The 13,590-nt window shown below is 58.9% G+C and carries 15 protein-coding genes; 9 read left to right on the plus strand and 6 right to left on the minus strand.

Going from position 1 to position 13,590, the window contains the following annotated elements; genetic code table 11:
* Positions 1-287: 287 nt before the first annotated feature.
* From DSL70_RS11095 to DSL70_RS11105, 3 genes are all read left to right on the plus strand, one after another.
* On the plus strand, positions 288-1,346 hold the full coding sequence (locus DSL70_RS11095; RefSeq protein WP_162916591.1) for a LacI family DNA-binding transcriptional regulator: 1,059 nt from the start codon (positions 288-290) through the stop codon (positions 1,344-1,346).
* A gap of 226 nt (positions 1,347-1,572) precedes the next feature.
* A complete protein-coding gene (locus tag DSL70_RS11100; protein ID WP_119308007.1) occupies positions 1,573-2,769 on the plus strand; it encodes a PQQ-dependent sugar dehydrogenase in 1,197 nt (398 codons plus the stop codon).
* A 186-nt stretch (positions 2,770-2,955) separates the two neighbouring features.
* Positions 2,956-4,104, plus strand: a complete 1,149-nt coding sequence (locus DSL70_RS11105; RefSeq protein WP_119308008.1) for a hypothetical protein — start codon at positions 2,956-2,958, stop codon at positions 4,102-4,104.
* A gap of 54 nt (positions 4,105-4,158) precedes the next feature.
* On the opposite strand, the gene DSL70_RS11110 is transcribed toward DSL70_RS11105, so the two are convergent.
* On the minus strand, positions 4,159-4,689 hold the full coding sequence (locus DSL70_RS11110) for a MarR family winged helix-turn-helix transcriptional regulator (RefSeq protein ID WP_342635287.1): 531 nt from the start codon (positions 4,687-4,689) through the stop codon (positions 4,159-4,161).
* On the opposite strand from DSL70_RS11110, the gene DSL70_RS11115 reads away from it, so the two are divergent.
* The gene (locus DSL70_RS11115) at positions 4,682-5,131 is read left to right on the plus strand and encodes a hypothetical protein (protein WP_119308010.1); all 450 of its coding nucleotides are present in this window, start codon (positions 4,682-4,684) and stop codon (positions 5,129-5,131) included. The genes DSL70_RS11110 and DSL70_RS11115 overlap by 8 nt on opposite strands.
* An 80-nt stretch (positions 5,132-5,211) precedes the next feature.
* Here the strand turns inward: DSL70_RS11115 and DSL70_RS11120 are convergent, their stop codons facing one another.
* The 3 genes from DSL70_RS11120 to DSL70_RS11130 all read right to left on the minus strand — a co-directional run bounded on the left by DSL70_RS11120 (position 5,212) and on the right by DSL70_RS11130 (position 7,660).
* Positions 5,212-5,472 (minus strand): cysteine rich repeat-containing protein, encoded by a 261-nt coding sequence (locus tag DSL70_RS11120; protein ID WP_119308011.1) that lies wholly within the window; start codon positions 5,470-5,472, stop codon positions 5,212-5,214.
* A gap of 98 nt (positions 5,473-5,570) precedes the next feature.
* Entirely contained in the window at positions 5,571-6,938 is a 1,368-nt protein-coding gene (locus DSL70_RS11125) for a sensor histidine kinase (protein WP_119308012.1), read from the minus strand.
* 2 nt (positions 6,939-6,940) lie between these two features.
* Positions 6,941-7,660 carry a response regulator gene (locus DSL70_RS11130; RefSeq protein ID WP_119308013.1) on the minus strand — a complete coding sequence of 240 codons (720 nt, stop codon included), beginning with the start codon at positions 7,658-7,660 and terminating at the stop codon, positions 6,941-6,943.
* Positions 7,661-7,961: 301 nt separating this feature from the next.
* On the opposite strand from DSL70_RS11130, the gene DSL70_RS11135 reads away from it, so the two are divergent.
* The 5 genes from DSL70_RS11135 (at position 7,962) to DSL70_RS11155 (ending at position 12,341) form a co-directional block, all read left to right on the plus strand.
* Positions 7,962-8,267 (plus strand): hypothetical protein, encoded by a 306-nt coding sequence (locus DSL70_RS11135; RefSeq protein WP_245418186.1) that lies wholly within the window; start codon positions 7,962-7,964, stop codon positions 8,265-8,267.
* A 74-nt stretch (positions 8,268-8,341) separates the two neighbouring features.
* Positions 8,342-9,724 carry an efflux RND transporter periplasmic adaptor subunit gene (locus DSL70_RS11140; RefSeq protein ID WP_119308014.1) on the plus strand — a complete coding sequence of 461 codons (1,383 nt, stop codon included), beginning with the start codon at positions 8,342-8,344 and terminating at the stop codon, positions 9,722-9,724.
* Positions 9,721-10,905 (plus strand): ABC transporter permease, encoded by a 1,185-nt coding sequence (locus DSL70_RS11145; protein ID WP_119308015.1) that lies wholly within the window; start codon positions 9,721-9,723, stop codon positions 10,903-10,905. The genes DSL70_RS11140 and DSL70_RS11145 overlap by 4 nt, the downstream gene beginning before the upstream one ends.
* The gene (locus DSL70_RS11150; protein WP_119308016.1) at positions 10,902-11,615 is read left to right on the plus strand and encodes an ABC transporter ATP-binding protein; all 714 of its coding nucleotides are present in this window, start codon (positions 10,902-10,904) and stop codon (positions 11,613-11,615) included. The genes DSL70_RS11145 and DSL70_RS11150 overlap by 4 nt, the downstream gene beginning before the upstream one ends.
* A 36-nt stretch (positions 11,616-11,651) precedes the next feature.
* A complete protein-coding gene (locus DSL70_RS11155) occupies positions 11,652-12,341 on the plus strand; it encodes an SH3 domain-containing protein (protein ID WP_119308017.1) in 690 nt (229 codons plus the stop codon).
* A 76-nt stretch (positions 12,342-12,417) separates the two neighbouring features.
* Here DSL70_RS11155 and DSL70_RS11160 read toward each other — a convergent pair whose 3' ends face one another.
* Positions 12,418-12,804 carry a hypothetical protein gene (locus tag DSL70_RS11160; protein ID WP_162916593.1) on the minus strand — a complete coding sequence of 129 codons (387 nt, stop codon included), beginning with the start codon at positions 12,802-12,804 and terminating at the stop codon, positions 12,418-12,420.
* A 323-nt stretch (positions 12,805-13,127) separates the two neighbouring features.
* The gene (locus DSL70_RS11165; RefSeq protein ID WP_119308019.1) at positions 13,128-13,460 is read right to left on the minus strand and encodes a hypothetical protein; all 333 of its coding nucleotides are present in this window, start codon (positions 13,458-13,460) and stop codon (positions 13,128-13,130) included.
* Between the last annotated feature and the right edge of the window lie 130 nt (positions 13,461-13,590).

The following is a 13,590-nucleotide window of genomic DNA, read 5'->3' on the forward strand; positions in this document are numbered from 1 at the left end:
ACGACCCGTGGGAATATGGGAAAGGACCGGACCGGCCATCTGGCCCGGCAAGTCTGCGCGGTGGCGCGCAAAACCATCCCCGGCAATTAGGGTGGTAAAAATCGGTGCGCATTGTTCATCCTCCCTGTTTAGTGAACATTACGGCTTTATTAGTAAAATAATATCATGTATTTTAGTGATGTTCAATAATTATTTCCCATTGCCCCATGGCAGCCTGTTGTCTTATTGAAAGACCCGTATCAACCGGTTATGCCAAAAGGGGAAAAAGAGAGAGGAAACAGCGGTCCATGGAGTCTGCCCCGAAAAAGAATGCCACCCTTCGACAGGTCGCGGACCACGCTGGCGTCTCAGTCACCACTGCTTCTCTGGTGCTCAATCGCAAGGGCGACATTTCCGAGAGCACGCGCCTGCATGTGCTGCACGCCATGGAGGAACTGAACTACACCCCGAGAGGTGAGCGCAGCTCCGCAGAGACTCTTGCCTCGGATGCCCAGAACACCGTCCGCTTCCTCAAGATCGCCCGCCACGGCCAGACCGTGAACCGCGACCACAATGTCTTCATTTCTGACTATATAGACGGCATGTCATTCGAAGCGACCCGACGCGATTATTCGCTGCAGGTCGTCTCTCATGAAGCGACTGATATTTCTACGATAATCGAGGAAATATCAGCCTCCGATCTGCGCGGCATCGTTGCCCTGGGCACCGAGTTGAGCGACGAGGATGTCCGCCTGATCACCAACTGTGGCATCCCGAATGTGATTGTCGACACCTACCGCCCGTTCGTCGACGGCAATTTCATCGACATGGACAACGACCAGCTGGTGCATCTCGCCCTTGATCATCTCATCTCACAGGGCTTCAGCCGGATCGGTCTGGTCAGCAGCTATTCCGAGGTGAACAACTTCAAGCTCCGCCATGAAGCCTATCTCAGAGCCATGAATGCCCATAAGCTGGTGATCGAGGAAGAAAACATCCTCTCGGTCTGTGCGACCAGCGAAGACGCCTATACTGATTCTCTCAAGCAGCTGGCAGGCATCAAGACCCTGTCGGACGCCTATTTCTGCTCGAACGACGTCATCGCCTTCGGTTTCATCCGCGCCTTGCGCGAGATGGGCTATTCCGTTCCTGCCGACATTTCAGTGGTCGGTTTCGACAATTTGCCGATGGCCAACATATTCGACCCGCCGCTAACTTCACTAAACGTTCCTAAACAACGTATCGGTGCCATGGCCATCCGCATTCTGGACGACCTGATCGTTGCCAAGATCAAGCAACCGTCCGTCAAGGTGCTGGTATCTGGCGATCTTGTCATCCGCCAGAGTGTCAAGCTGAAAGCTGACTAGGCCGGCTCCCGGGTGCCAGATCGGGCGCATGGTGTGGAGGTCGGCACACGCTGACGTTCTGCGCTCCGTCTCATTAGTGTTATTGCGCATCGCGCCCTTATCCCTCAGGCTCTGAATACCCATCTCTACGGCACGTGCCCATTGCACACGGCGCACCGCCCGGTTCGCGACCGGGCAGCAATCGCGCCGCCAAGAGACAGCGCAACAGACCCAAAGGATACACGACATGAATGTGACGACTTTCGCCCAGCTTCTTGCCGTTGGCCTGATCGCTGGGGCCAGCCCAGCCCTCTCCCAGTCCTTCAATGAGGCTCCCCCCAATGCCGAGGGGCAACGACCCGCTTTTGCCGGGCAAACGAGAGCGCCCATCCTTGCCGATGGCATCACTCTGGAACGGACCGTCATCGCCCGTGGCCTTGATCACCCATGGGGAATGGATCAATTGCCAGATGGCCGCTGGCTTGTTACCGAGCGTTCCGGAAGTCTGCGCATCATCGGGGTCGATGGCAGCAAATCCCGCGCCATTACCGGTCTGCCGGAAGTTGACGCCCGCCAGCAGGGCGGCCTGCTCGATGTGACCATCCGGGATGACTTTGCCTCCACGCGCCGGGTATGGTGGAGTTATGCCGAGCCGCGCGGCAATGGCACCAACGCAACGGCGGTGGCGACCGGCACCCTCTCCGCTGACGAAAAGCGGATGGAGGATGTCGAGGTCATCTTTCAGCAGCAACCCGCCTGGCGCTCGGCCAACCATTTCGGCTCGCGGCTGGTTTTCGACAACATCGGAGCCCTGTTTGTGACAACCGGCGAACGCTACTACGAAGCCTCGCGGCAACTGGCGCAGGACATCGAAACGACGCTTGGCAAGGTGGTTCGCATCACCCCCATGGGCGGCGCAGCAGCGGGCAACCCGATGCTCCCCGGAGGCCTGCCGGAAATCTGGTCCTATGGCCATCGCAACATCCAGTCCGCAGCCCTCGGGCCGGATGGCACCCTGTGGACCGTGGAACATGGCCCGAAAGGGGGCGACGAACTCAACCACCCGCAGGCAGGCCGCAACTATGGCTGGCCGATCATTGCCTATGGTGAGAACTATTCCGGCACGCCGGTTGGCGAGGGACTGACGGCGAAAGACGGCATGGAACAGCCGGTTTATTACTGGGACCCGGTGGTCGCTCCCTCCGGCATGGTCTTCTATGACGGGGCCATGTTCCCCGAATGGCACGGCGATGCCCTCATCGGCGGCCTGGCAAGTCAGGCTCTGGTGCGCCTGAAACTGGACGGAGAAAAGGTCACCGGTGAGGCGCGTTATCTCGAAGGGCGAAGCCGCATCCGCGACGTCGACGTCGATGCCACCGACGGCTCTATCGTCATTCTGACAGACGCGGCCAACGGGACTCTTACCCGCCTGACCCGTAGGTAAAAGCAAGCCTAGGAATAGCAGCCCCCGGCACGACCCGGCCGGGGCCTGCAATAGCGGGGCACTTCCGCCAGATTAGGGGATTCACCGGAAAGACAGCGTGCAAGGGCAGTTATACAAGTAAGCCACATATCGGAATTTGATCCATTCCTTTTCATGCCCTTGTGCCAATTTTTTCAGGTTTGTTCCATGCATCGCTTCATGATCCAGCTCACCAGAGCCATACTGCTGATCGCAGCCGTCGGGCTGTTCGTCCTGTCCATCTCCTATCTGATCGATGGCTTCAATCTTGATGGCGATGACGTCGAGACCTGGCCGATTGTTGCCAGCACCTTGCTGTTCATTCTGGCTCTGGTCGTGTTGCAATTCTTCAATCCGGGCCTCTACAACAAGTTCAACGACACCGTAAAGCTGATCATCAATACGCGCGGATCAAGCCTTGAGGAGATTTTCGACGCCTTCAAGGATATGGACACGGCCTGGGGCAAGCCATGGATGGGCCGGATTTCCACAATCGGCAGGGATGTCATCATCCTCGGCCCCAATGCGGAAGAAGAATATGTTTTCATCCGGCCGCTTCTCGGAATCTTCATCAGCGTGAATTTCGGCCATCTGACGTCCTTCCTGCGCCCGGGCAGCGGCGAGGAATGGCGTCTTGAGAAAACGGAGCAGCCGGCCAGCACAGCAGACGCCATTCGTTATTCCTTCGGCTCCGCCTGCCTGATGCCAACCTTGATCGACAGACTGCAGGGCTTCTTCAACACCGGAAGAGCAGACAATTCAACGCTGGGCATGGACAGCAAGGAAGAGATCTTCCTGTTCAACGAAGAGTTCAAATGGACCGGTCAGGACTTCCATCTGCTCGATGTCACCATGAAACCGCGCCTGACCATTTCATCGCACATTCCCTGCAAGACATTCCACATCAGCGATGCCCGCAGCGGCAAGGAGCTTTTCATGCTCACCAAACGACTGTTCCACATCTTCACCTCCTATGATCTCTATCAGGGCGGTGTCAAATTCTGTCGCCTGAAGAGAAGGCTCGTGCTGCATCACACCTATTTTTCGGGCGACACAAGAGAAGGCAAGCTGGAACTGATCCGGATGAACGCCATGTTCGGTTCCAACTATCAGGTCAAGCTGGCTGGCAAACAGATCGGCACCATTGCACGGAAGCTGAACGCGACCCTGTCCAACGTCGTCTTCGACAATTTCATTCTCTCGGTGGCGGATCCCAGGTGGCTGCCGCTGATGGCTGGGATGAGCGTCATGGCCGCACGACAGGCCCAACGGGAGAAGGTCAGCGACGCGATATCACTCTCCGACTCACTGGACTGAGGGCCGGCCCGGCAAACCGTCTCGCCATTCCTCCAACGGCAGTGATGGCGCGCCTCAGCGCTCGCCATCCACCGCGCCGGAGCTGGTTTCAATAACTTTCTGCATGAGAGCGACAAACTGTTGCTGTTCAACTGCGCTGAGGCCCGACAGCGCATCCTCATTTTCCGCCAATGCTGCCGAGATTGCCGGAGCGCGCAAAGCCCGGGCGCGTTCGCTCAGCCACACCCGCTGTACCCGCCCATCGCTCTCGTCCTTCCTTCGCGAAATCAATCCGTCCCGCTCCATTCGCGACAGGGTATTGGCCATCGTCGCCTGTTCGATGTCGAGCCGTTCAACCAGCTGCTTCTGGGTCAACCCGTCCGTTTCCCATAACTCCAGCAACGCCGGAAAGGTCCCGGTCGTCAGGCCAAGCGGCTTGATCCGAGCTGAAAGGCCGCGCGCGAAAATGCGGGCCAGATGATTGAGCAGATAGCCCGCGGATTGGTTTTTTCTGAATTCCATGCCATCAGGATAGCACTTGTATAGCAAGCTATGCAATGCTATATAGCTTGCTATATTGTTTTTGGGAGATAACCTGATGATCAAGAACCTTCATCCCGTCGCTGGCGCAACAGCCCTTATTCTGATCCTCGCTTTCTGGTTCTCGACGGCCCTGTCGGAACTGTTTGCCGGACCTGCCACGGTGATCATGGTCAAGACGCTGATCCCGTATGGATTCATTGTTCTGATCCCCGCAATCATCGTCGCAGGCGCCTCTGGTTTCCGGCTGGGCAAGGGCTGGCGGGGGCCTGTGATCACACGCAAGCAAAGGCGGATGCCCTTCATTGCGGCGAACGGCCTCTTGATCCTCATTCCGTCGGCCCTCTACCTCTCGGCCAAGGCTGAAGGCGGCACCTTCGACACCGGCTTCTATGTTGTCCAGGCTCTGGAGCTGATCGCCGGAGCCATCAACATAACGCTGTTGACACTCAACATGCGCGACGGGCTGCGGCTTTCGGGAAACCGGCGCGCCCGCCCACAAGCCTGACAGGCGCATAAAAAACCGGCCCTGCCCGCTGATTTGGGCAGAGCCGGTCGATGAGGCAGCTTAACGGTAATGCGCAGCGACTAGTTTGCCTGCTGCTGCTTGATCAGGGCGTCGATCATCTGCTTGCACTTGGCAGAGATGGAGTTTTCATTGTCCTTCAGGCACATCACAAGACGTCCACCCCCCGGCTTAACCGATCCGCAATAGGCCTTGACGTCGGCCTTGCAGGCAGACTTGATGTCCCGCATCTGCGACATCGACATCGAGCCTTGCGCAAAAGCACCAACAGAGAGCAACGAGAACACTGCAACCAGAGCGGCAATGGCGATCTTTCTTGTCATGACATATCCCTTTCCTGTTTGTCATTATTGACTGAAGAGAGGTCTAGACGGTGCCCTTTGCCGGCGTTTTTCTCTGCAATTTCATTTTGTAACAACAGTTAGCGCTCTTGAGGCCCGAGGCGATCGGAAAGCGGCGGCAGGCATATGACAACCCGCCCATGCCCCTGAGGCGTTGCCGCAAGCGTGATTATGCCGTTGTGAGCACCGAGCAAGGCCTGGGCAACAGCAAGCCCGAGCCCGGCCCCGCCTGTCTTGCGTGCCCGAGACGGCTCGGCCCGTGTAAAGGGTTCGAGCAACAGGGCACGTGCACCCGTATCCTTGCTGAACCCGAGCCCTTCGTCGTCGATCGTGATATAGACACCATCGGCTTTCTGCTCGGCCCGAACATGCGCGCATCCGCCATATTTGATCGCATTGTCGATGACATTGACGAGCACCCGCCTCAGGGCAAGCCGGTCACCCAACACTAGAATCTCCTCACCTGCTGGCACCAACTCCAACGCAACCCGCGCTCCAGCCTGCCGGAAATCAGCCAGTTCGCCGCGTAGCAATCCACCGATATCAAGCAGTTCCTCATTAAGCGCTCCCACCTCGGCACGGGACGTCATCAGCGCATTGTCAAGCAGCTCGATCATGTCGCGGATATCGGCTGTTGCCCTCTTGCGATCCTGCTCATCCGGCAGTTTTTCCACCCGCAAATGCAGACGGGTGGCAAAACTGCGAATATCATGCTGGATCCCGCCAATCAGCGCCACGCGAGACCGCGCCAGCGTGTGCAATCGCTCCTGCAGCCGCGTGAAGGTACCTGCCAGCGCGGCGACCTCCGGCGTTGCCGACCGGAACTGAGGCAGTTCAACCATATCCCCACCGGGGTCAATCCGCTCCACCGCCTTCGCCAGCCGCACGAGCGGCCTGATCTCCCGATGCAGCAGGAAGAAGGCCACCGCCGACAGGATGGCGCCCAGCAAACCGGCATAGATGCCCGCTGGTACTCCGCTCCTCGTTGAAATGAAGGAAGCCTTCATCTCAACGACCATGAGACTGCCATCGTTGAGCCTGATCCAGTATTCGAGTGGAAAGGCTATCCCGGCGAAGAACCGCGCTCCCGGACGCCCCTTCAGGATAGCGTTGGGCTGGATACGGACCAATCGATCCCCCAAGACCTTCCGATAAGCAGCCATGTTCGCACGGCCCATCAGGTCGGTATCCTTGCGCATCTGTTCGGTCTGATCATGGATGCGGATCGAGATCATCGCAGACGCCGTTGCCGCTTCCAGCATCGGGTGCCCTTCCGGGCCAAGCTGGTTGGCGAGGTTCGTCAGGGCCAGCAACTGCTGCGGTTCGGGATTGACCTGCCGTTCTATGCCGTTGCCCGACCAGTAGAAAGACACGATCAGCACGATCCAGAGCACGACAAACAGACTGGAGCCGATGGCGAGAAGGCGTGTCGTGAGCCCGAAGCGCATGATCAGGACACCTGTTTGACTGGCACGGCGAGAAGATAGCCGCCATTGCGCACGGTGCTGATCAGATCGCCGCCACTTTCGAGTGGCCCCAGCTTCTTGCGCAACCGGGACACCAGAATGTCGACGGATCTGTCATAGGGATTGGCCTGCCGCCCGTGGGTAAAGTCCAGAATCTGGTCGCGGGAGAGCACCCGCCTCGGCCGCAGGATGAAGCAGGCCAACAGCTCGAACTCGGCACTTGTCAGCGCAACGAGTTCCTGATCATTGGTAAGCAGCTGACGCGCATCCAGATCGATGACAAACCGGTCGAAGGCCATCCGCCGCGTTTCCAGCACCGGTGTCGAGGGCCCGCCGATCCTGCGCAACAGCGCCCTTGTCCGCGCCAGAAGCTCCCGGCTGGAAAAAGGTTTGACCACATAGTCATCTGCCCCGATCTCCAGCCCGACCACCCGGTCCAGCTCCTCGCCCTTGGCAGTCAGCATCAGGATCGGCAGGGAATGACGCGCTCTCAGACGGCGACAGATCGACAGCCCGTCCTCGCCGGGCAGCATCAGATCGAGAATGATCAGGTCCGGAAAGGTCCGGTCCATGATCAGGTCCATTTCCAGACTGTCCTGCGCAGTGGACACGGAATAGCCCTCCCGCTCGAACAGCTCGGCGATCAGTGACCGGATATCGTCGTCGTCATCAACGATGAGTATGCGTTTGCTTTGAGAGTCCATGCTCGTCTTCGCTCATCTGTTGGGCGTCGGTCTGATTTCAGACCGGCCCTGTCAAAGGCCCCTTGCTGCAGCGAAAGGTCGGCAGTCGGGAGGCTTCGCCATATGCTGGTCTTCCCGCCGTCAAAAATCAATCGGTTTTCCTTGCCAGTTACAAAACGAAATATTCCAGAAACAAACTGGAACAGCTTGAAAAGGCTCATTCATTTTGAAGAAAACTGCGGCGCGCATCCTCTGTTCACAGGCTGCCAATCAGCATTTGCACCCCAAAACGAAATCCAGATAGAGGCCAGACAGAGGATCAATGATGATGAAGAAACTGACAACCGCATTGATGACGGGCATGATTGCCCTTGCGATGGCGAGCCAGGCAAATGCCTGGACCCGCAGCGGAACGGTCACAGGACCTCGCGGCACCTCCAGCGTACAGGCCTCGGGCAGTTGCGCCAATGGTGCCTGCAGCCGTCAGATTAACCGAACCAATCCCTATGGCCAGACCAGCACCCGCACCGGTTCAACGGCATGCGCCAATGGTGTCTGCTCCGGCTCCTCCACGACCACCGGGCCCTACGGTGGCACCGTTACCCGGCAGGGAACCATCAGCCGCTGAGGCCCTGCCCGCCCGGCAGATCCCCGTGCCACACACCAAAATCTGCCGGGCCACCCTTTTGAAAGCTCCCCGCAATGTTTGATACCACCCACGATGAGAGCATGAAGGACAACAGGTTGCCGGATACACAGGATCCCGCCCTGCACCCACCCCTTGTCGGTGCCCCCATGAAAGCCGAGGGGCAGCCCTCGTTCGATAGCAAGCAAGCCGCTCGCTCTCCCGCCCCTGCTCCCGCCAGAACCGGCAAGAACACGGACGGCCTGCCATCACGCCCGCCATCGAGGCGGCGAAACCGTAGGCGGGAGTTGCTGCTTGGCGCCGGTATTCTGCTGCTATCGGTTGCCTGCTGGCTGGGCTGGCGCTATGGGTCGATCCATACCATGGCGTTGACACAGGCAGAGGCGACAAGCTTCCAGCCCGAAATCACCGGCCCCGGCACACTGGATGCCACACGCAAGGCCAGCATATCGAGCACGGTTCAGGCGCGCCTTCTGCATCTGGCAGTCGAGGAAAACGACAGCGTCCGTGAAGGGGAACTGCTGGCCGAGCTCGACGACGCCGAGGCGAAAGCCCAGCTTGCCTCACTGGAAGCCAGCGTCGAGGCATCGCGTCAGGCGGTTGTCATGGTCAAGGCAGAGCTGCAGCAGGCTCAGGTCGGCCTCGCCAACGCCAGAGCTGAATTCGGGCGACAAACCCGGCTGTTGGAAACGAACACCACCAGTCGCTCGTCCTATGAGACAGCCGAAACAGCCCTTGCACGGGCCGAGGCCGACAAGGCCAAGGCGGAAGCCAACATCCAGCAGAGCCAATCCCAGATGATTGCCTCGGCCAAAAGCGCCGAGGCGCAAAGGGCCCTGCTCGGCAAATACCGGATCCATGCGCCGCTTGCCGGCATCATCATCGACCGGACGAAGGATATCGGCGACACCCTGACGGTGGGCAGCAGCTTCATCGAGATCGTTGACCCGGACAGCATTGTCGTCACCACGCGGTTTGATGAGAGCCTGATCACCAGGGTCGGTCAGGGTCTAACGGCCTACGTCACCTTTTCCGCCAGTCCGGACGATCCCGTCTTCGCCGAAGTCACACGCGTTGGCCGTCAGGTCGATGAGGAAACCCGCGAATTCGAGGTCGATGTCAAACCAGACCGTCTGCCCGCCCATTGGGCGATCGGGCAGCGGGCAAATGTGGTGGTAAAGCTCACAGCCAAGACCGCAACAATCACCATTCCAACCACTGCGCTCAATCGTGTTGACGGGCAGCCGGGCGTCTGGCTGTCCGATGATGGACGCGCCAGATGGCAGCCGGTCACCGTTGGCGCAGTAGCAGGAGGCCGCATCGAGGTGCGTTCCGGCCTTGCCGCTGGTGACATCTATGTGACCGCTCCGACCCGCCTTTATCACGGCATGCGCATCAAGGCGCAGGCCGATCTGTCGGGAGGCAAGGAACGCTCATGAATCTGGCGATCAAGGATATCCGCTACAGTCTTGGCCGCTTTCTGCTGACGGCAGCAGGGGTCGGTTTCCTGATCACAGCCTCCATCGGCATGGTCGGGCTCTATCGCGGCATCGTCGCAGATGCACTGCTGCTGATCGAGCAAATCGGCGCCGACCTCTGGGTCGTGCAGGGCGGGCATTCCGGCCCCTTTTCGGAAAGCTCGGCCATTTCCACCGACATGGATCGCAGGGTGGCAGGTGTGGTCGGCGTTGCCGCCGTGCGTCGCTTCACACAGACCAGCCAGCAGGTGAGTTTCAACGACAGGAGCGTTCGCGCCACCATCACCGCAATCGACTTTCCGAGCGACACGGGCGACTGGATCAACCTCACGGCAGGGCGCCATCTGCGCAATGGCCACTATGAGGTGATTGCCAACGACAATCTCAGCCTTGCGCTTGGCACCTCCATCACCGTGGGGCGTGACCAGTATCACGTGGTCGGGCTGACCTCCGGCATGGTCGACATGGGCGGTGACGGCCTGATGTTCATGAGCGTCAATGACGTGATCACCATCATGAAGCGCCGGACCAACGAAGAGATCCTGCTGGCGCGCAAGTCCGATCTGGCGTCAGGCCTTGCTACCGGCAACTCTGATTCCAATGGCGGCTCCGTGGATGGCGCGCTCGACAACCAGAAGATCGCTGCCGTGCTGGTAACCCTCAGCCCGGCGGCCGATGAACAGGCCGTTCGCGAAGCCCTGCTCGCATGGGGCGATGTTAATGTAATGAGCGGACAGGACCAGAAGGATCTGCTGCTCAACCAGCGTCTGCTCCGCCTGCGCATCCAGATTCTCGCCTTCACCGGTGTTCTGCTGGTCGTGATGGCCATCGTCATCTCCCTCATCATCTACATGCTGACAATCGAGAAACTGCACCAGATTGCCATGCTCAAGCTGATTGGTGCCCGCAACAGTGTGGTGATCAACATGATCGTGCAGCAGGCCTTTCTGATCGGAGCGGGAGGCTTTGCCTTCGGCATCGGATTGGCCCGCCTCATCTTCCCGCATTTCCCACGCCGGGTGGTGATGGATCTCCACGATCTGGGCCTCTTGGCAATGACCGTTGCGATCATCTGCGCATTCGCCAGTCTGATGGGAATTTCGCGCGCCCTCAACGTGAGGGCCCAGGAGGTTCTGTCATGACCGCAACACCTGTTCTGTCGATCCGCAACGCCAGCCGCCATTACCAGAGCGGCGACAGCATCGTCAAAGCGCTGGACGATGTCTCGATGGACATCATGCCCGGCGAGGTCGTCGGCATCCTTGGCCCCAGCGGCTCTGGCAAGAGCACTCTCTTGCTGATCGCCGGGCTTCTGGAGCCACCGACCCTTGGCGAAGTCTATATCGGTGGCAAGCGGGTATCCTATCCGGACGCAATGCTGGAGGGATTGAGAAGCTTCCGCCGCCACAATATCGGCTTCGTCTTCCAGAAAGCCAATCTCATTCCCTTCCTTACCGCGCTGGAGAATGTCGCTCTGGCGCTGGAGATTGATGACGTCTCTCCGCGCGATGCCCGGGACTATGCCCGATGGCTGCTCGGCAGCCTCGACCTTGCTCACCGCCGCGACAACCTGCCCAAGCAGCTTTCCGGCGGCGAGCAGCAGCGGGTGGCCGTTGCCCGGGCGCTGGCCAACGATCCCCGGCTGATCCTCGCCGATGAGCCGACCGCCGCCCTTGACGGTGAGCGCGGCAAGCAGGTGATCCGGCTCTTCCGGCAGATCGCCACCGAGGCCGATGCTGGCGTCGCGGTCGTTACCCATGATCCGCGCGTGTTGTCGCTGTTCGATCGCAGTTATGAGCTGCGCGACGGCAGGATCGTCAAAGGCCACCACCCCCGTCAGGAATCAACCTGACAGAAACCGGATCTGAAACCAACTGGAGACCAAAGAATGATCAGAAAACTTCTGCTCGTGCTGGCCCTGACCCTTTTCGGCAGCAAGCTGGCCATGGCGGCAACGGCCTCGGTCGTTGTCACCACCCTCAATCTGCGGGCGGGTCCCTCGACCCAGTTCCCCGTTGTCACCGTCCTGCCCGCTAGCGGGCGCGTTCTGACCAACGGCTGTCTGGCCGACTACAGCTGGTGTGACGTGAGCTTTGGCACCTATCGGGGCTGGGTTGCGGCACGCTATATCCAGGTTGTCTATCAGGGCAACCCGGTGATCATCACCCCTGCCGTTGCACCGCGCCTCAGCGTCACCGTTGTCCAGTTCAGCCAGGCCTACTGGACCCGCTATTACAGCGCCTATCCATGGTATGGCCGATGGGGTGTCTATGCCCCCTATTATGCGCCGCCGCCTCCACCGCCAGCCGGAACGACTGTCAATCGCAGCGGTAGCTGTGCCAATGGCTCCTGTAGTGGAACCACCACGGTCACCGGTCCGGCGGGCTATAGCGCCACCCGTTCCCGCTCCGGCAGTTGCGCCAACGGCGTCTGCAACGGAACCCGCACGGTCACGGGCCCTGCCGGTTACAGCGCCACCCGCTCCCGCAGTTGCAGCAGCGACGACCGGTCCTGCTCGGTCACCCGATCCGGCCCACGCGGCGGCAGTTATTCCGGCACAAGAACCTTCAACCCTTGAGGCGAAACCTGCCCTGAAACCAAAGGCCCCCGGACGATGTCCGGGGGCAATCCCTTCCTGAAGTCTTGCGACGGCGCTATTTGATGCCGCGCGTTGGAGACCGATCCGGACGATTTGGGGAATCATCATTTTGATACAACGGAATGATCTCTTCGTCCGGCAGACGCGATTCCACATACCCTACCGTGCATTCCGCCATGTCAGCGGTCGGAACACGGAAAAGGCTGCAGAAGTGATAGGTGGCATTCTCGATGCATGCCTGGCGCTCGAATTTGCTGAAAACGAGCTCATATCCTCTTTTGGCTCTGATCGGGAATCCGACCAGAACCGAACCACGGTCAATGACCAGTCTCTTCATGTATTGGCAACTATTACTGGGGCTCCATACACGTTCCGCAGCCAGAACAGCTTGTGTGCTGAGAATTAAAGCTGAGGCCAGAAGGAGCTTGCTGATCAGTTTCATTACACCCTCCTCTTTCAGGTACCTTGCTTTGTCTTCAACCCATTATCGCATATTGTCAAAAATAACGATATTGATCTATAGAAGCCTGATTTGGCACCAGAAAGCGCAACGCATTTCCATGAAGCACTCCTCTGGGTTGCCTCACTTAACTGCAGTTCCCTTGCAGAAAGGAACCTGAGCCTCCACAACCGCAAGAGAGGATCCTTCGCCTTACCCCCGCTCTGCCCCATACAGAAAACGCCGGAGGCCTCAAAACCAGACCTCCGGCGCCGATAGATGCTTGCATGTGCGAACGACCCTAGCCGATACAGCGCATCAGCATTTTAGAAATGGCGGAACCACTTGAGATTGGGCGGCATCGATTCAACATAACCTATTGCGCAGCTGGCCATGTCCGATGTCGGCACATAGAAAGTCTTGCAATAGTTGTAGCTCGCATTATCGATGCACTGCCGACGCTGGTATTTGCTGAATACAAGCGCGAAGCCATTGTTGGTTCTCAACGGAAAGCTGACCAGAAGCGATCCGCGGTCAAGGACCATCTGTTTCATGGTTTGGCAGCTATACTTGGGGCTCCATACGCGCTGTGCGGCCAGAGCCGAATGTGTGCTGAAAATTAAAGCCGAGGCCAGAACGAGCTTGCCGATCTGTTTCATTAAACCCTCCTAGTTCAGGTACCTTGCTTTGTTGTCACCCCATTATCGCACACGCGCCAAAGCTGCGCCACTCTGCCTGCTCGCGTTGCCCCTGAGAGGGCGGCGGCGGTGATCGATCACAACACGATTA

Origin of the sequence: Cohaesibacter haloalkalitolerans, from assembly GCF_003574655.1 — a bacterium.
Lineage (GTDB): Bacteria > Pseudomonadota > Alphaproteobacteria > Rhizobiales > Cohaesibacteraceae > Cohaesibacter > Cohaesibacter haloalkalitolerans.